15 protein-coding genes and 2 CRISPR repeat arrays are annotated in these 17,620 nt (G+C 69.3%); of the genes, 12 read left to right on the top strand and 3 right to left on the bottom strand.

The features are described 5' to 3' along the window. Positions 1 to 12 precede the first annotated feature (12 nt). Positions 13 to 432: a hypothetical protein gene (locus QSK30_RS11630; protein ID WP_285502127.1), complete on the bottom strand. Its 420-nt coding sequence runs from the start codon at positions 430 to 432 to the stop codon at positions 13 to 15. 1,113 nt (positions 433 to 1,545) lie between these two features. After that, a CRISPR array of direct repeats spans positions 1,546 to 2,181; the repeat unit is 28 nt; unit sequence GTCTTCCCCGCGCAAGCGGGGCTGCTCC. Between the two features lie 800 nt (positions 2,182 to 2,981). Here QSK30_RS11630 and cas3 point away from each other — a divergent pair. From cas3 to cas2e, 8 genes are read left to right on the top strand one after another with little or no spacing between them, the layout of a single operon-like run. Next, entirely contained in the window at positions 2,982 to 5,744 is a 2,763-nt protein-coding gene (gene cas3, locus QSK30_RS11625) for a CRISPR-associated helicase Cas3' (RefSeq protein ID WP_285502125.1), read from the top strand. Next, positions 5,731 to 7,338: a type I-E CRISPR-associated protein Cse1/CasA gene (casA, locus tag QSK30_RS11620; protein WP_285502124.1), complete on the top strand. Its 1,608-nt coding sequence runs from the start codon at positions 5,731 to 5,733 to the stop codon at positions 7,336 to 7,338. Before cas3 ends, casA begins: the two co-directional genes overlap by 14 nt. Continuing rightward, positions 7,335 to 7,952 (top strand): type I-E CRISPR-associated protein Cse2/CasB, encoded by a 618-nt coding sequence (casB, locus tag QSK30_RS11615; protein ID WP_285502122.1) that lies wholly within the window; start codon positions 7,335 to 7,337, stop codon positions 7,950 to 7,952. Before casA ends, casB begins: the two co-directional genes overlap by 4 nt. A gap of 3 nt (positions 7,953 to 7,955) precedes the next feature. Further along, on the top strand, positions 7,956 to 9,089 hold the full coding sequence (gene cas7e, locus QSK30_RS11610; protein WP_285502120.1) for a type I-E CRISPR-associated protein Cas7/Cse4/CasC: 1,134 nt from the start codon (positions 7,956 to 7,958) through the stop codon (positions 9,087 to 9,089). Further along, positions 9,086 to 9,790, top strand: a complete 705-nt coding sequence (cas5e, locus tag QSK30_RS11605; protein WP_285502118.1) for a type I-E CRISPR-associated protein Cas5/CasD — start codon at positions 9,086 to 9,088, stop codon at positions 9,788 to 9,790. The genes cas7e and cas5e overlap by 4 nt, the downstream gene beginning before the upstream one ends. Next, positions 9,781 to 10,455, top strand: a complete 675-nt coding sequence (gene cas6e / locus QSK30_RS11600) for a type I-E CRISPR-associated protein Cas6/Cse3/CasE (RefSeq protein ID WP_285502115.1) — start codon at positions 9,781 to 9,783, stop codon at positions 10,453 to 10,455. Before cas5e ends, cas6e begins: the two co-directional genes overlap by 10 nt. Then, entirely contained in the window at positions 10,455 to 11,414 is a 960-nt protein-coding gene (cas1e, locus tag QSK30_RS11595; RefSeq protein ID WP_285502113.1) for a type I-E CRISPR-associated endonuclease Cas1e, read from the top strand. The genes cas6e and cas1e overlap by 1 nt, the downstream gene beginning before the upstream one ends. Further along, on the top strand, positions 11,411 to 11,776 hold the full coding sequence (cas2e, locus tag QSK30_RS11590; RefSeq protein WP_285502111.1) for a type I-E CRISPR-associated endoribonuclease Cas2e: 366 nt from the start codon (positions 11,411 to 11,413) through the stop codon (positions 11,774 to 11,776). Before cas1e ends, cas2e begins: the two co-directional genes overlap by 4 nt. 116 nt (positions 11,777 to 11,892) lie before the next feature. Beyond that, positions 11,893 to 13,744: a CRISPR direct-repeat array (repeat unit 28 nt; unit sequence CTCTTCCCCGCGCGAGCGGGGCTGTTCC). A 584-nt stretch (positions 13,745 to 14,328) separates the two neighbouring features. Here cas2e and QSK30_RS11585 read toward each other — a convergent pair. Together QSK30_RS11585 and QSK30_RS11580 are read right to left on the bottom strand one after the other, a co-directional pair. After that, on the bottom strand, positions 14,329 to 14,451 hold the full coding sequence (locus QSK30_RS11585) for a hypothetical protein (RefSeq protein WP_285502110.1): 123 nt from the start codon (positions 14,449 to 14,451) through the stop codon (positions 14,329 to 14,331). 474 nt (positions 14,452 to 14,925) lie between these two features. Beyond that, on the bottom strand, positions 14,926 to 15,249 hold the full coding sequence (locus tag QSK30_RS11580; protein WP_285502109.1) for a hypothetical protein: 324 nt from the start codon (positions 15,247 to 15,249) through the stop codon (positions 14,926 to 14,928). Positions 15,250 to 15,649: 400 nt separating this feature from the next. Here QSK30_RS11580 and QSK30_RS11575 point away from each other — a divergent pair, with 400 nt between their 5' ends. The 4 genes from QSK30_RS11575 to QSK30_RS11560 all read left to right on the top strand — a co-directional run bounded on the left by QSK30_RS11575 (position 15,650) and on the right by QSK30_RS11560 (position 17,616). After that, entirely contained in the window at positions 15,650 to 15,832 is a 183-nt protein-coding gene (locus QSK30_RS11575) for a DUF7455 domain-containing protein (protein WP_285502108.1), read from the top strand. A 113-nt stretch (positions 15,833 to 15,945) separates the two neighbouring features. Continuing rightward, complete coding sequence (locus QSK30_RS11570) at positions 15,946 to 16,647, top strand: hypothetical protein (protein ID WP_285502107.1); 702 nt, start codon at positions 15,946 to 15,948, stop codon at positions 16,645 to 16,647. 34 nt (positions 16,648 to 16,681) lie between these two features. Next, positions 16,682 to 17,008 carry a type VII secretion target gene (locus tag QSK30_RS11565; protein WP_285502106.1) on the top strand — a complete coding sequence of 109 codons (327 nt, stop codon included), beginning with the start codon at positions 16,682 to 16,684 and terminating at the stop codon, positions 17,006 to 17,008. Beyond that, positions 17,005 to 17,616: a hypothetical protein gene (locus QSK30_RS11560; RefSeq protein ID WP_285502105.1), complete on the top strand. Its 612-nt coding sequence runs from the start codon at positions 17,005 to 17,007 to the stop codon at positions 17,614 to 17,616. Before QSK30_RS11565 ends, QSK30_RS11560 begins: the two co-directional genes overlap by 4 nt. Positions 17,617 to 17,620 lie beyond the last annotated feature (4 nt).

Raw genomic sequence — 17,620 nt, 5'->3', positions numbered from 1 at the left:
AGACCTCGCCGATCATGTCGGCCTGCGCTCGCTGGTCGCGGTGACCTGACCGGTCGCGACCAGCTGCCGCGCCTTCGCGCCGGAACCCGTCATCGCCCCGAGCCCGTAACCCAGAGCGGCGGAGAAGGCGCCGTAGAGCGACAGGAAGGTGTTCGGATCCGAGATGCCGATCAGGAGGGCGAAGGGCATGAAGAAGATCAGAGCCCCCACTACCCCGCACACGCGGGCTCGGGCCTCTTGCGGCCCGCTCAGCTCCTCGTCGGCCATCTGCTGACTGAGGATGTGCCCGCCCAGGTGGATCATGGCGTCGGACAGGTCGCGGGCAGGCGACCGCGCCGCCGCTTCCTCGGTGAGCGCGGGATCGACGCGCTGGGCCCCGGTCACCTCCGCCAGCGCGGCACCGCGGAAGACTAGGAGCTTCCCGTCGACCACTGAGTGCTGGTGGAGCGCATTGGTCCCCGCCACCCGGAAGAACCGCACCGACGTCCACCGGCACCCCGATGCGGACGAGGAAGTCCCGGAAGGCGCCCACGTCCACCCGTAACGAGCCGATGAAGTCGTTGGGCTCCAACGGTCCCCCGCCGAACAGATGCACCTGCGCCGACTCCGCGCCGTCGGCGGGGTCGATCTCGACCACCCTGCTGTCCACACCCGCACCCCCTCCGCCGCACCGGGGCCAGTAGTACCAGTGATCATCCGCGGCGGTCGGCGGTTTCGCGGAGTACCGCCCGATTGCCCGAGTGGTCCGGACCACTCGGACCGCACGGCGTGGAACGGGTCGCGGTGCGCACCGCGGGAACCGGCCCGGACATGGCGGAGCCCGCACCACCCCGGGTGAACGCGGCGGTGCGAACCCTGAGGAGTGCCGAGACTTCCACCCTAACCGGGCCCGCCACCGCGATCGCGGCGACCGGACACGGTGGGTGAGCCACGACCTGTGTGGTTCCACAAGACGGCTCCACCGCTCTGACTCGGGCCCCAGCCAGCTGTCGGCTCGCACTCATGGACAGCAGCGCGATGGCGAGCCCCTCATCGAACGAGTCCCGGGCGTGGGCTTCGAAGGCATGTTTCCCGTCGTCGGACAGCGCGGCGGTGGAGTCGCGTCCCGGGGCGGCCGACCAGTGCCACGCGTCGGGCAGGTCGCCGAGTCCGGTTACCTCGGGCTTCGCGGCGTACGTCTCGGGCAGGGTCACTGCCTCACCCCCCGGGTTGCGGTCGTGTCGGTGGGCCAAGTTGCACGGGTGCCGCGGTCCGGGCGCGCGGTCAGACTTCCTTGTTCGAAACCACTTCCTCACCGACCACAGCGACCCGACCGCCCCTGGCTCGGTACCCGCGGCAGTGACCGCACACAGCCGCAGCGTCGAGATCACCATGTGAGCCAGCCCCGGACTGCATCGTCCCATCACCGATGATCCACGCTCTGGTGATCGAGGCAGCCCACCCGATCCACCCGGCACGGTGGGTAGCCTCTTGAGGGTGCAGCAGGTGTTCAGGAAAGTGAATGAAAACCAACCTACCGCCCGGCAGACCCGCAGGTCAGGAAGTGTCTTCCCCGCGCAAGCGGGGCTGCTCCGGTCGAGTACATGAGCTTGAGCACGGCCAGGGCGTCTTCCCCGCGCAAGCGGGGCTGCTCCCCACAGCAGCTGGTCGTACCCGGCGGCGAGCACGTCTTCCCCGCGCAAGCGGGGCTGCTCCCGGGTCCGGGTCGCACCGGGTGGGGTTGTGCCTGTCTTCCCCGCGCAAGCGGGGCTGCTCCTGCGGTCCATTCGGTGTTGTCGTCGTCGGTGTCGTCTTCCCCGCGCAAGCGGGGCTGCTCCGGCGGGCCGGGTCGACGTCGCGAAGTTCAAACGGTCTTCCCCGCGCAAGCGGGGCTGTTCCGGGTCCAAGGGCAGGGAGATCCGACCCGGCTCGGTCTTCCCCGCGCAAGCGGGGCTGTTCCCAACGCTGTCTAGGTTGGTTGGCTTGGTCAGTCTTCCCCGCGCAAGCGGGGCTGTTCCGCCGGCCGCCGCGCCGATCAGTCCCACCACCGTGTCTTCCCCGCGCGGGCGGGGCTGTTCCCTATCTCCATCCAGTCGCGTGGCACAACAGTTGGTCTTCCCCGCGCAGGCGGGGCTGTTCCCTGCAGGGTGTAGCTCGCGCCGGGCTCGAACCTCGTCTTCGCCGCGCAGGCGGGGCTGTTCCCTGCTTCTTGCCTCCGGCGGTATGGGCGAAGGTAGTCTTCCCCGCGCAGGCGGGCTGTTCGGTACCTCTACCTGACCGTTACGCACAGGGTTCCCTGCGCGGGTAGGGCTGAAAGAAGCTGGTCCTGCCCAACAGAACACCTCGCGATGGCGGGTTCGCGCCCAAGTCCGCTCCAGTCCTCGCAGGCCGACAAAGGCGACGGCTAGAGTCGCCTACACCGCTACACCACAACGAAAGGGTGGATTCCACCAGCCGAAGCCGGCTTGGTCCAGCGACGGCTAGTAGCGCCGCATGGTCCCCGCCGCCGCGGGGCTGCCGCTGACGCTTGATCAACGGCATCGCTATCCGAGGAATGGTGGACCCCGTGTGCGAAACGGGGTCCACCGCTCGTTCCTCGCCATGGAGAGGACTAAGAAACATGGCTAGCCTAGACGACTCCGACGACCGAAGACCACCACATCCACACCTGCAATTCGCGGTAATCGTCGTCCTCGCCTGCGTAGTCGGATTCTCCAGTTTCGCGAGTGCGGCTGCGATGACCTGGGCCGCGATCGGATCCGACATGAACCCTGTGTTGCGAACCTTGGGCGCGCTGGCCGCGGGTACGAGCACGTCGTGCATGACCGCCTTGGCGGTGATCGTGTCTGCTGGAAAGGTGCTCTAGGCAGTCGATCCGTGGATGGGCGACAAGCTCACCCACGGATCGCGTTAGTCCGATTGGGCGAAGGGGTGCGCTCAAGTGGAACAGGCCAGGGGTGTGCGGAGACGTTCTGGAGCAGTGGCGCACGAAGGGGGCCCGGTTGGCATCGGTTGAGCGGGCATGGCTGTCGGTGTGGGCCAAGTCCGGGCATGACGGTTCGTCAGAGGTCGTGGGCTGGCTGCCCCTCCAGCAGCATTTGGACGATGCCGCGGGTGTGGCGGCCAGGCTGGTGCGCGAGTGGGTCCCGCCTCTGGTACTGAACCGGATCGGGCAGGACCTCAGTGGCACCGCAGGGGTCGAGCCGCTGGTCGTCTGGCTGGCCGCGGTGCATGACGTACTCAAGTGCAGTCCCGCGTTCGCTTGCCAGGTCGACGCACTGTGTGTCCACATGGAACACGAGGGTTTGGGCATCGATCCCCGGACAGTGCATGATCCTGGCCGATCTGTCGTGCACCACGCATTGGCCGGGCACCTGGTCGTCCGTGAGTGGTTGGCCGACGAACTCGGGTTCGACTTCCGGCACGGCGCCGATCAAGTGGCGTCGGTCATCGGTAGCCACCACGGTGTGCCACCCGAGCGGGAACGGCTAGTGCAAGCGGATGGGCTCCGGTACCTGTTGGGGACCGGCCTGTGGAACGACGTGCGCGAGCACATCCTCGACCGCGCGACCGAGCGAGTCGGCGGGCGGGCTGTTTTGGCTTCTTACAAACAGGTTCGGTTCAGCAAACCGACCCTCGCGCTGCTGACCGCGATCGTGATCGTCGCCGACTGGATCGCCTCGAACGACACGCTGTTCCCCTTGCGCCCGCTGCCCGCCGAACCCGAACCGGCGGACGATCGTGAGACCGAGAGGCGACTCACCGAGGCGATGTCCGCCCTGAACCTGCCACCACGATGGCAACCAGCGAGGTTCAGCGGCGACGCCGACGACATGCTCGCGCGACGGTTCGGCAGGTCGCACGCTCGGCCGGTGCAGGTTGCCGCCGTCCACGCCGCTCGGAATCAGGCCGAACCCGGGCTGATCATCATCGAGGCGCCCATGGGTGCGGGCAAGACCGAAGCGGCCCTGCTGGCGGCGGAAGTTCTGGCATACCGCTCCGGTGCGGCCGGTGTCTTCCTGGCGTTGCCGACGCAAGCCACGACCGATGCGATGTTCTCCCGGGTGCGAACCTGGCTGGATCGGTTGGACGGCAGGCTCTCGCTGGGATTGGCCCACGGCAAGGCACATCTGAACGAGACCTACGCCGGGATGGTCCGGACAGGTCACTTCGAGTCGGTCGGGGATCCGTGCGCGGACGAGGGCGTGGTCGCGCACTGGTGGCTGAGCGGGCGCAAGAAGTCCGGGCTCGCGTCGTTCGTGGTGGGCACGATCGATCAGGTGCTGTTCGCGGGCCTGAAGAGCAGGCACGTGATGCTCCGCCACCTCGCTCTGGCAGGGAAAGTCGTCGTCATCGACGAGGTGCACGCCTACGACGTCTACATGTCCCAATACCTTCACCGCGTGCTGCACTGGCTGGGCGCGTACGAGGTTCCAGTGGTCCTGTTGTCGGCGACTCTGCCCCACCACCGGCGCACAGAATTGCTGCACGCATACGACAACGGTCGCGGAATTGCGACGCCGATGTCCAGCTCCGCCACCGGGTATCCGGTTCTGTCGGTGAGCGGTGGTACCCCTCCCGTTGTGATTCCCATGCCCGACACCAGGACCGATGTGCGCATCGATCGACTGGGCGACGAGTTGGACACCCTCGTGTCCTACCTGCGCGAACACCTCGCCGGTGGTGGTTGCGCGGCCGTCGTGCGCAACACAGTCGCCCGAGTGCAGGAAACCGCCGAACGCTTGATCGCCGAGTTCGGTGAAGACAGCGTCACCATCGCGCACTCGCGGTTCCTGGCCTGCGACCGGGTGCGCATCGACCGCGGCCTGGTTTCCCGTTTCGGCCCGCCGACACCCGGTTCAGCTCGACCGAGAACCCACATCGTGGTCGCGTCGCAGGTGATCGAGCAATCGCTCGACGTCGATTTCGACCTCATGGTCACCGACCTGGCCCCGGCCGACCTGGTCCTGCAACGGCTGGGTCGGCTGCACAGACACGACCGCGAGCGGCCGGCAGAGGTCAGCTCGCCGCGGTGTGGGCTGGTGGGCGTAGGGGACTGGTCCGCGGCACCGGTGCGCGGCGTGCCCGGGTCACGGCGGGTCTACGGCGACCAGCTGCTGCTGCGCGCCGCCGCGTTGTTCCACGAACGCCCGAGCATCTCGATCCCGCACGACATCCCCGCCATCGTCCAATCCGCCTACGGTGCCGATGCGCTCGGGCCGACCACCTGGCAGCCCGCGATCGCCGAAGCGACTGCCGCAGCCGAAAAGGAACGGCGCGAGCGCGTCGAGGCCGCACAGGTCTTCCTGCTGGGCGAGGCCACCACCCCCGGCAGCCTGGTCGACTGGTTGCACGCGGGCGTCGGCGATGTGCACGAGGACAGCCCGAAGGGCACGGCGCAGGTGCGCGACGGAGCCGAGTCGCTCGAGGTCCTCGTTGTGCGGCAGGATTCGGACGGCGGCCTGCTCACCGTCGACTGGATTCCCGGTGGCGGCAAGCAGATCCCGGTCGACTCGATGGTCCCGCACAACCTCGCCAAGGTCATCGCGGCGTGCTCGTTGCGGCTACCGCTCGCGCTGAGCCACGGCGGAGTGATCGACGCCGTCATCGCCGAACTGGAGCAGAGGCGCTTTCCTGGGTTCGAGCTGAGTCCGCTGCTCAAGGGACAGCTGGTACTGCCGCTGGACGCCGATCGGCGAGCCAGGCTGCACGGTTACGACCTCTACTACGACCTCCGACGAGGGCTGATCCATGAGCGTTGCTGAGTCCTACGACCTGATCGACCGCCCATGGCTGCTGGTCCGATCCCTCGACGGCACAGTCAGCGAGAGTTCGCTGATGGACACTTTCCGAACCGCGGACCGTCTTGCCGGTCTGGTCGGTGATGTCCCCACGCAGGTGTTCGCGTTGACGCGTTTGCTGCTCGCGATCGTCCATCGCGCGCTGGACGGCGTGCTTGACGAGGACGCCTGGGCTCTGATGTGGCAGGGCGACGGGTTGCCCGTCGAGCGCATCGAGTCCTACCTCGGCCGCCACCGATCGCGGTTCGACCTGCTGCACCCGCAGACCCCGTTCTTCCAGGTGGGCGGGCTGCACACCACCAAGGGCGAGGTGTCCGCGCTGGACAAGTTGGTCGCGGACGTGCCCAACGGCGAACCGTTCTTCTCCATGCGCCTGGATCGAAGCATCGCGCTCTCCCTACCGGAAGCCGCGCGGTGGTTGGTGCACTGCCACGCCTTCGACCCGTCCGGCATCAAGTCCGGTGCGGTCGGTGACGACCGGGTGAAGCACGGCAAGGGCTATCCGATCGGCACCGGGTGGTCCGGTTACCTCGGTGGAGTTCTCCCGGAGGGCGCTTCGCTGCTCGAAACGCTGCTGCTCAACCTCGTTCCGACCACGCCGCAAGACCTGCCCACCTGGGAGCGGGAAGCGCCTGGTCCCCAGGAGGTCGAGCGAACCCCATCCGGCGCGGTCGACCTGTACACGTGGCAGAGCAGGCGCATCCGCCTGGTGTCCGAGCAGGACCGGGTGACGGCGGTGTTGATCTGCAACGGCGATCGGATCACACCGCAGAACAAGCACGTCGTCGAGACGCACACGGCGTGGCGGCGCAGTCAGACCCAGGAGAAGAAGCTGGGTTCGTCCACACCGGTGTACATGCCGCTCGAACACATGCCGGAGAGGTTGATCTGGCGTGGCCTGCAGGCGATGTTGCCCAGCACGACCACCAGCGCCCAGCGAACCGAAGCGGCAGCCCGGTTGTCCCCGGAGGTGCTGCGGTGGATCAGCCGCCTGACCGACGCGCGACTACTACCGAAGGGCCAACCGCTGCGCCTGCGCACGATCGGCATGACCTACGGCAGTCAGAGCTCCACGACCGCCGAGATCGTCGACGACGCGGTCACCCTGCACGCCGTCCTGCTCGACCAAGGCGCCCATGAACTCCGGCAGGTCGTCCTGGATTGCGTTCACGACGCCGAGAACGCCGCGTACGCCCTCGGCGGGCTGGCGGTCGGGCTGGCGGAAGCCGCGGGCACCCGGGAAAGCGATGGGCCCCGCGCCCGAGCGGGCGAACGGGCCTATGCCCGGCTCGACCCGCTGTTCCGCACGTGGCTGGCCAGATTGGGCCCCGATGCCGACCCGATCGACAGCAAGACCTCGTGGCACACCGATGCCGCCAAGGCGGTCCGTCGGCTGGCCGAGCAACTGATCGCGGGGGCACCGCTCGCCGCTTGGCAAGGCCGCGTGATCAACCAGCGTTGGTGGTGCACCGCGCACGCCGACCGGAAGTTCGACCGAGACCTGCGCGCCGCTCTGCCGATGGCACGGCAGTGGGCGGCGAAGAAGGAAGTCACATGACTGAGACCACGGCCGCACCGACTCCCGCGTGGGATGTCGTGGCGAGCAGGATCACCCGGATCCAGCACGGATACCTCAACGACCGATCCGACAGCGTGGCCGCGCTCGCCCGGTTGCGTCGAGCCGCAGGCAAGGAACCGGGTGCGGTGTTCGACATCTTCGAGCACACGCTCGCCGAGGAGTTCTCCCACGGCTGGAACCGGGAGGAGGTCAGCTACGAGGAGGCGGCCGCCCACCACGCCATGACCCTCTACGCGGTGCACCAGCAGTCGTCGCGCACCGGGATGCACCAACCGGGAGCTCGACTGGGGCGTTCCATCCGCAAGCTGCACACCGGCGATTCGATCAAACCCACCGATCCGATCGCCCGGCGGTTCACCATGCTCGGTACCAGCGGCGACTTCCGCGAACTCACCCACCACCTGCGTGGTGTGGTGCAGCTGCTGCGCGCCGCACGCGTCCCGCTCGACTACGGGCTGCTCACCCGGCAGCTCATCACCTGGCAGCACGTGGGCGGACCCGACCGCGTGCGGCCGATCTGGGGACGGGACTTCCACCTCGCGCCCGCCAAGCCCCAGCCGCAGACCGACTCGAAACAGAACACGAGGGACTGACCAGTGCCGCGCACCATCATCGACTTCCACGTCATCCAGACAGTCCCGCCCAGCAACATCAACCGAGATGACACCGGCAGCCCCAAAACGGCCGTCTACGGCGGGGTGACCCGGGCACGGGTGTCCAGCCAGTCCTGGAAACGCGCCGTGCGCGACGGCTTCGACGACCTGCTCGACCGCGATCAGCTCGGTGTGCGGACCAAGCAGGTCGTGGAGATGGTCGGCAAGGAGATCGCAACCCGCTCCCCCGATCTCGCGGACCGGGCCTTCGAACTGGCCAAGGCCGTGCTGGAGGCGGCCGGGTTCAAACTCAAGGCAGCACGCAAGAAGACCGATGACCTCGAACAGGCCGAGTTCCTGCTCTTCCTGTCCCACCAGCAGGTCGGCAACCTGGCCGACCTCGCCGTCGAGGCCGCGCACGCGGCAGGCGAGGCGAAGCTGACGATCGAGAAGGCCGAGGCGAAAGCGCGCGCCGACCGGGACCACTCGGTCGACGTGTCGCTCTTCGGCCGCATGGTGGCCAACCTGCCCGAGCTCAACGTCGAGGCAGCGGTCCAGGTCGCGCACGCGCTGAGCGTGCACAAGGTGACCAACGAGTACGACTACTTCACCGCGGTCGACGACTACAAGGCGAACGACGACGAGGAAGACGCTGGAGCCGGGATGATCGGCACCGTCGAGTTCAACTCGTCCACCCTGTACCGCTATGCCGCCTTGGACGTGGACCAACTCCAGCGGAACCTCGGCGACGTCGTGGCGACGCGTCGCGCGGTCGAGGCCTTCACGCGGGCGTTCGTCACGACCATGCCCAGCGGCAAGCAGAACACCTTCGCGAACCGCACCTTGCCCGACGCGGTCCTGGTGGTCGCCCGCGAGACCCAACCGGTGAACCTGGTCGGCGCCTTCGAGGAGGCAGTCGGCGAGGGCGAGAAGGGCGGGCGCATCACGGCATCCATCCACCGGCTGGCGACCCACGCACGCGACCTGCACGAGGCGTTCGACGAGACCCCACTGCACACCTGGGCATTCGGGGTGGGCGAGCGCATCGAGCCGCTGGCGGAACTGGGTGAACGGTCCACTTTGGATGGAGTCGTCAACGGGGTGGGCGCGCTGGTCGCCGATCGGCTCTCGCCGTGACGGCGCTGGTGCTGCGGCTGGCGGCCCCGCTGCAGTCCTGGGGCACCAGCAGCCGGTTCACCCGTCGGGGGACCGATCTGGCACCCAGCCGCAGTGGTGTCATCGGGCTGCTGGCCGCCGCCAAGGGCCTCAGCCGCGTCGACCCGCTGGACGAGCTGCGCGACCTGCGGATCGGGGTCCGGGTCGAGCAAGCGGGCCAGCTCGAACGCGACTTCCAGACGGCCCGCACCCGCGACGGCTCGCGCTCGATGCCGCTGTCCTACCGCTTCTACCTGGCGGATGCGGTATTCGTCGTCGCGGTCGAGGGTGCGACCACCCTGCTCGACGACTTGGCGGCAGCCCTGCGACGTCCGGCCTTCCCACTGTTCCTGGGCCGCCGCTCCTGCCCGCCCGCGGGCAAGCTGTTGGTGGGGATGGCAACGGGAGACATCAAGCAAGCGCTCACCGGAACACCCTGGTTGGCATCCCCCGCCATCCGCCGCCGACACGCGGCGAGCCAGGTCAGGCTGGACACCGTTCTCGATTGCCCACCCGGGACACCGGGCAGCGACACCGTGCGCGACGACCCGATCAGCTTCGACCCCCGCCACCGCCAATACGGATGGCGCACCGTGCACCGAGTCCCGATCACGGTGCCCAATCCCGATCACCGCCCGGGACACGACCCCCACGACCCGATGGACCTGCTCGAATGCACCTGACCAGGCTCGAACTCAACCCGGCCCGCCGCGGTGCCCGCGAACTGCTCGCCTCGCCACACCGCCTGCACGGCGCGGTGGTGAAGGCGTTCCCGGCTGCCCACCGCGACCCCACCACCGCCGGGCGCGTGCTCTGGCGGTTGGACAGCGGCACGCACCAGACGCTGCTGTACATCGTCAGCCCGCACCTGCCCGACCTGACCCACGTCGTGGAGGTCGCGGGCTGGCCGACCACGAGCAGCTGGGCCAGCCGTCCCTACACCCCGCTGCTCGACCGCTTGGCGGTTGGGCAACAGTGGGCGTTCCGGCTCACCGCGAACCCGACGCGCAGCAGTCGAAAGCCGGACGCCGACTCCGCCGCCGCACCAGCCGAGAAGTCTCGGCGCCGAGGCCATGTGACCGCCGCCCAACAGACCACCTGGCTGCTCGATCGCCGCGATCAACATGGTTTCTCGATCACCGAGACCATCGACAAGGAACTCGACGTGGCGGTCCAGAGCAGGCACACCTGGCGGTTCACACGCGACTCGCACACCGTCACCCTCGCCACCGCGACCTTCGGCGGTCGCCTGGAGATCACCGACGTCGACGCGTTCCGCCGAGCGCTGACCCACGGCATCGGCCCGGCCAAGGGTTACGGCTGCGGCCTGCTCACCCTCGCCCGCTGATGCCCGAGATCCCCGGAGCCCGCCCGGTCCCCATCTCCCACCTGACCCGCGCCCAGGACCGACTCTCGTTCGTCTACTTGGAACACTGCGTCATTCACCGGGACGCGAACGCCATCACCGCCCAAGACCGCCGCGGCACCGTGCACCTCCCGGCGGCAACGCTCGGCGCCCTGCTCCTCGGCCCAGGCACCACGGTCAGCCAACAGGCCATGGTCCTGCTCGCCGAGAGCGGGTCGACCGCGGTGTGGGTGGGCGAGCACGGCGTGCGGTACTACGCGCACGGCCGCACACTCGCCCGCTCCTCGCGGTTGCTGGAGGCCCAGGCCGCGCTGGTCAGCAACCAGACCGCCAGACTGCGCGTCGCGCGGCAGATGTACGCGATGCGCTTCCCGGGCGAGGACACCAGCGGGCTGACCATGCAGCAGCTCCGCGGCCGCGAGGGCGCCCGCGTCCGAAGGCTGTACCGGGCGCACTCGCAGCGCACCGGCGTCGCATGGGAGCGACGGGACTACGACCCGGGCGACTTCGACAGTGGGACACCGGTCAACAAGGCCCTGTCCGCGGCCAACACGAGCCTCTACGGTGTCGTCCACGCCGTGATCGTGGCACTCGGGTGCTCGCCGGGTCTGGGTTTCGCGCACACCGGTCACACCAAGTCGTTCGTCTACGACGTGGCCGACCTCTACAAGGCGGACATCACCATCCCGATCGCCTTCGACGTGACCGCCGCGGAACCCGCAGACATCGGTTCCGCCACCCGGCGTGCTGTCCGGGACCACATGAAGGACGGCAAGTTCCTGGAGACCTGCGTCGCCGACATCAAGTCGCTGCTCGCCGACGAGGGCGTCATCGAGTACGGACCTGAAGCGTTCGAGGACGCAGACGTCGTGATGCTCTGGGACGACAACGGCCGGAAGGTCGCAGGGGGCACGGCCTACGGGGAGGCCGACGACGAATGACAGTGATCGTCGTAGCCGCCTGCCCCGTCGGACTCCGCGGCCACCTGACACGTTGGCTGCTGGAGATAGCCCCCGGAGTCTTCGTCGGCAACATCTCCGCACGCGTGCGGCACCTGATGTGGCAACGCGTGACGGACATGGTCAAGACCGGCCGCGCGATCATGGTGCACAAGGCGGACAACGAACAGGGCCTGGACTTCCAGGTCCACTCCCACGAATGGATACCGGTTGACCGCGAGGGCATCCACCTCATGCTGCGCCCTTCGGCTGATCACCGGACAACGCATACGCCCACAGGCTGGAGCAACGCCAGCAAACGCCGCCGCTACGGCACCGGCCGCCCTCGAAGCCAGCCCGACTAGCCCGTACCCGATCCACCTCCCACACACGCGCGAAGCAGGGATCACCGTGTCGTTCACGGTCAAGGAAAGTGAATGAGAAACGGCGTTACGGTTCATAACGCCGCAGGTCAAGAAGCCTCTTCCCCGCGCGAGCGGGGCTGTTCCCACCGCAGTCCTCCACCCGTCGACCTTGGCCTCCTCTTCCCCGCGCGAGCGGGGCTGTTCCGGCTGCTCACCAGGGGCCCCGCACGGCCGACTTCTCTTCCCCGCGCGAGCGGGGCTGTTCCGATGTGGGCGGTCTCGGTGGTCGGGCCCGGGGCCTCTTCCACGCGCGAGCGGGGCTGTTCCGATGTGGGCGGTCTCGGTGGTCGGGCCCGGGGCCTCTTCCACGCGCGAGCGGGGCTGTTCCGAAGGGGAGCGATGCCATCGCGCGCGTGTTTCTCTCTTCCCCGCGCGAGCGGGGCTGTTCCTACATCATGTACGACCGGACGCTCGACCCGAGCCTCTTCCCGCGCGAGCGGGGCTGTTCCCCTGGCGACGGTCCTGACGCGGCCGCAGCCGCTCTTCCCCGCGCGAGCGGGGCTGTTCCCATCCGCCCGACCTTCACCCACCGGTCCGTGACCTCTTCCCCGCGCGAGCGGGGCTGTTCCGTATTCGACCATGGCGTGCCATGTGGCGTCCGCCTCTTCCCCGCGCGAGCGGGGCTGTTCCGGAATGGGACCCGAAGCGGTCCTCCAGAACCTCCTCTTCCCCGCGCGAGCGGGGCTGTTCCGCCTGGGGCGGCGTCGTCCTCGCCGTACGCGATCTCTTCCCCGCGCGAGCGGGGCTGTTCCCAATGTGATTCTCAACGGCCGCCCGATGGATTGCTCTTCCCCGCGCGAGCGGGGCTGTTCCTGATGATCAGGTTCAGCGGCGTCTCGGGTGACGCTCTTCCCCGCGCGAGCGGGGCTGTTCCGCGCAGATCGTGGTGGTCGTCATCGCTGTCTCCCTCTTCCCCGCGCGAGCGGGGCTGTTCCCGCCTGCGTGGCGGGGTCGCGGATCGTCGCGGTCTCTTCCCCGCGCGAGCGGGGCTGTTCCACAGGGTCGCCCGGTAGGCGGCGGTGGCGGCCGCTCTTCCCCGCGCGAGCGGGGCTGTTCCCACCACCTCCCCGAAGACCGTGAGCGTCACGGTCTCTTCCCCGCGCGAGCGGGGCTGTTCCCTGCGGCGTCGCGCCGTTCTTGAAGAACTGCAGCTCTTCCCCGCGCGAGCGGGGCTGTTCCTCGACGAGGCGTGCGCCATCGCGTCCAAGCTGCCTCTTCCCCGCGCGAGCGGGGCTGTTCCTCGCCCGTCAGAGGGGCCACGCCACCGCGCCCCCTCTTCCCCGCGCGAGCGGGGTTGTTCCCTAGCAGCGGAGTGGGGCGTCAGCGTCTTCACGCTCTTCCCCGCGCGAGCGGGGCTGTTCCGCCCAAGGCGCGGCGGTCCGCCGTCCGCCCAGCCTCTTCCCCGCGCGAGCGGGGCTGTTCCGGACTGCCCGTCCACCCGGTAGGTGACCTGGCCCTCTTCCCCGCGCGAGCGGGGCTGTTCCTGTAGACCGTCGGTGACCTGGGCTAGCGTCGCCCTCTTCCCCGCACGAGCGGGGCTGTTCCCGTCTCACCGGACGTGATGTGGAAGCCCTGCGCCTCTTCCCCGCGCGAGCGGGGCTATTCCTTACCCGTCAGCTCCCGACTTGCCGGGCTACTCTTCCCCGCGCGAGCGGGGCTGTTCCCAGGTCCCGGTGCGGGAACTCCAGCATCTTCTCCTCTTCCCCGCGCGAGCGGGGCTGTTCCCGCGGTAGGAGTCAAAGTCAATCGCGTTGCCGCCTCTTCCCCGCGCGAGCGGGGCTGTTCCGACAGGTCAGGCGTTGTCGCGGTACCTGCGTGTCTCTTCCCCGCGCGAGCGGGGCTGTTCCGACGTTCCCCTGGGTGCTGGTCGACTCGGTGCCCTCTTCCCCGCGCGAGCGGGGCTGTTCCAAGGTGGGCGTCCAACAGGTGCTTTGAGTGGGCTGCTCTTCCCCGCGAGCGGGGCTGTTCCGGCCGCGAACCCGCCACCGCCGACCAGATCCTCGCCGGAGCCTCTTCCCCGCGCGAGCGGGGCTGTTCCGTCGGTGGTGGTGAATGGATCTGGAACCTCCTGGTGAGCACCACCTGATGCACTACCAGCAGACACGTCGACCCCACCACCCGTCAGCCACCGATCGAGCGGCTCACAGGCAAGACCACTTTCCGATGCCGGCAAGACGGATTTCCAGCCGCGCGGTCACGACGACCACCACCGATCTTTGTCCACCGCCAACAGGGGGACACACAGTTCAGCCTGGTCCCGTCCTTTGGCACTCCCGCCGGGGAGGCAACGCACACTGGAGCAGGGCCGAATTGGAGAATTGTGCCCACGCGGTCGGCCGACAGGTGCACTCAGCCTGCGTCAACATCACCACCCCCGATGGTCCGCAGAGTGGGTTCGCCGATGTCGACCGCGCGGGCCACCACGGCTGCCTCGCCGCCTGACGACCGGCAGCCTTGGCTTCAACATGCCCCGGCGCGCTTGAGTCAGAGCATCACCTCGCTCCGGCCGCAGCGGAGTGGAGGTAGTGCATGTGCTCGCGCTTGTCGAGCACGGCGCCGCGCCCAGCCGACATCAGGTTGCCGAGGTAACCGATCATGACATCGAAGGACAGCATCGTCAGACACCCCCGACTGTGCGCAGGAGGCCAGCGCCGAACCGGTCGCGGCGGGCGACCACGGTGACCGGGAGTCACGGGACGCGGGACGCTACGGGACGCTACGGGACGCTACGGGACGCTACGGGACGAGCGCACCACGGTGGATGCACCACGGACGCCTCTCGCCAGGTGGTTGGTCCAGGTCTGGGCGGGTGTCACCAACACGGCCGACGGGCCCTGATACAGGATATTTCACTGCACAGCGCTCACATCCGACCTCGTTTTTGCTGGTCAAGCACAGCGCACACCAAAGCATACTGCGCGACTACCTCGAATAAACCGCCTAGCTGTGGTTCGTGTGCGACGCCCCCGACCGGGTCACCGGTCGGGGGCGTTGTCCATCTCCGACCGCCGCGACCTATTTGGGTAGCCGCGCGAAGGGCTCCGGCCCCGGTGGGTGTTCGCACCCGCCGCGGCCGGGCCTGGTCGCGGTCACGGTGGGGCGGCGCTGTCGATGAGCGCCGCCGCGGCGGCGAAGGCGGCGCCGAGTTCGCGGGCGGCGAGGGCGCCGAAGCCGTCGTCGCCGACCAAGTCGCCGCCGCGCAGTTCGACGAAGGCGGGCTCGGTGAGGCCCTCGGCGTCGAACCAGCGGACCACCTGGACGTAGACCGGGGTGCGGTCGATGCTCTCCACCACCGCGACGGTGACCACGCAGGTGTGGCTGCCGTCGACGCGGTCGGCCAGGTCGGTGATCCGGTCGAGCGCGTACCTGCAGCCGGGCAGGCACGGCGGCAGGGCCGGGACTTCGTAGCTCATCTCGCACCGCCTACCGGGCGCACGGGGGTGGCGCCGCCAACTGATCTTGCCCCGGGAGTCGTCTGCACGTCCGGGACATCGTCGGTGGCGCCGAGGTGTTCCGGGCCGGTGTGGCGCACCTGGGTGTTCGCCCGTGGTGAACAACGACACGCGAACACCGGGTGTCCGAATGGCTCGGGGGCGGTCTTTGCCCTGGCCGAGGGCCATTTCGCCCGGTTCCGGTGGGCCAACCGGGTTAATCAGGGGTTACCGAATCGAACATCGGGCGCGGGAACACTGCCGGGGGCCCGTACGTCTGTAAGAGTAGAAGCGCGACCACGGCGGAGATTCCGCCTCCGTGACCGCAGCCGATGAGGGCACCGGATCCCATTTCCGGTGCCGGGACGGAGGGAGAACTCCCATGACGACGCCGACGCTCACCCGCCCCGAGCTGACCGCTGCCGACCGCTGTGACCGGTGCGGGGCCGCCGCACAGGTTCGCGCTGTACTTCCCTCCGGAGGAGAGCTGCTGTTCTGCGGGCACCACGCCCGCGCGCACGAGGACCGCCTGCGCGAGCTGGCGGCCGAACTGCAGAAGGGCTGATCACCTGCAAGCACGTCGGTGAACGGGCGGGACCCTCGGGTCCCGCCCGTTCCGCGTCCGCGGCCGCTGTCACGATCCCTGGCGGCCGGTGTCCAGGTGGTGACCCGCGGAGGGTGAGGGTGTTCGACGAGTCCGGGGACGCGCTGCGCGCCCTCACCGAGGCCATCACCCGGTTGCACGTGCGCGCCGGGTGCCCGGCGCCCGCGACGGTGGCCGAGTTCATCGGGGTGGGCGGCTACGACCACGTGATCAGCGCGGACACCGTGCACCGGATCCTCAACGGCAAGCCCGCCAGGTGGGGCAGCGTGCGCGTCCTCGCGCTCACCCTGGCCCAGTTGACCCTGCCCACCGGCGAGATCCCGGACGAGGTCGTGCGGATCCGGGCGCTGTGGGACACCGCCGACCGGGCGGCCCGGTCCGCCCGCGGCTACAGCGACCCGGCGCTACTGCGCGAGGCGAAGCTCGGGCTTTCCGGCCGCGGCGACCCGGTGTCGCTGTTCCAGCGGGCGCTGGCCTACGTGCCGGTGAGCGCGGACCGGTCGTTCCTGATCTCGCCGACGGCCCGGGCGGGCGTGTGGATGTGCGCGTTCACCACCCAGGCGGGGGTGCGGGAACACCGGCCGCGCGCTGTGCCCGCGTGGGACGGCGCCCACCTGAAGATGCGGGGCGATGAGCTGATCCGACGGGTGTGCGCGCTGCCCATCTCGGTCGGTCTGCTGGTCGACCCGGACGAGGCGGCCCGCGAGGCGATGCCGCTGCCGCACCACGTGATCGTCGCGCTGAACGCCGGGCGCGACACCCGTTCGCCAGCCTAGTCGACCCCAATCGTCGCGTGTACGGTTCCACTCGGTGGCGGAAGGGGTTGAGCCGGTGGCCGAGTACGCCGTGGATCCACACGAGGTGCGACAGCTCGCGACGTCGATCCAGGACTTCGTCGACGAGGCGGGCACGGCCGCGGGGCGCGAGCAACCGATGCCCGCCCTGCGGGTGGGGAACGGCGCGTTGGCGGTGGCCCTCAAGCGCTTCCAGGAAGCGTCCGCGACCAAGGTCGACCACCTCCTCGCCGTGGCCGGGCGGACCGCCGACCGGTTGGCGGACACGGCGACCGCCTACCTCGCCACCGATGCCGCGAACGCACGACTGGTCGGTGAGGTGGACGGGGCGTCGGCCCGGTGACCGGCTTCCCGGGCGACGCCGACGCCCTGCGAGACGAGGTGGACCGGCTCAACGGGCTCAGGGACCGGCTTTGGGACGGCGCGCGGCGCGTGCTGGCGTTCGACACGGACACCTGGCGCGGCGCGGCGGCGGAGGCGTTCGAGGTCTTCCGGCAGCGCTTGGGCAAGCAGCTGCGACGCGCGGGCGACCACCACGAGGACGCCGCGATCGCCCTCGACCGCTACCGCGAGACCCTGGTCCACCTGCAGTCGCTGAACCGGCACGCACCAGACCTGCCGGATGGGCAACGGGCCCGGTGGCACCTGCAGCTGGCCGCCGAGGCCGAGGCCGCCAAGGCGGCGCTGGACCGGGCGGCCGACGGACTGGGCGAGATCCGGGTCGAGCTGCCCGAGCACCCGGCGGACGAGTCCGCCACAGTGCCCGCCGCCGCCGGCCCGGTGCCGAGGCGGTGGCAGACGCGGTTGGAGCTCGCCGCGAGCGCCGCTTCTGACGAGGAGCACGCCGTGGACCCGCGCGCGGCGCGCGATGACCCGCACCGGTACTACGACCAGGTGCGGGCGCTGGTCGCCGAGGTGATGCGCAACGTGTTCGTGCCGGTGCAGTTCTGAGCGG

The organism is Actinokineospora sp. NBRC 105648 (assembly GCF_030269645.1).
Taxonomy (GTDB): Bacteria; Actinomycetota; Actinomycetes; order Mycobacteriales; family Pseudonocardiaceae; genus Actinokineospora.
Note: the sequence above shows the minus strand (reverse complement) of the source record. Positions and strands in the feature narration are given on the sequence as shown.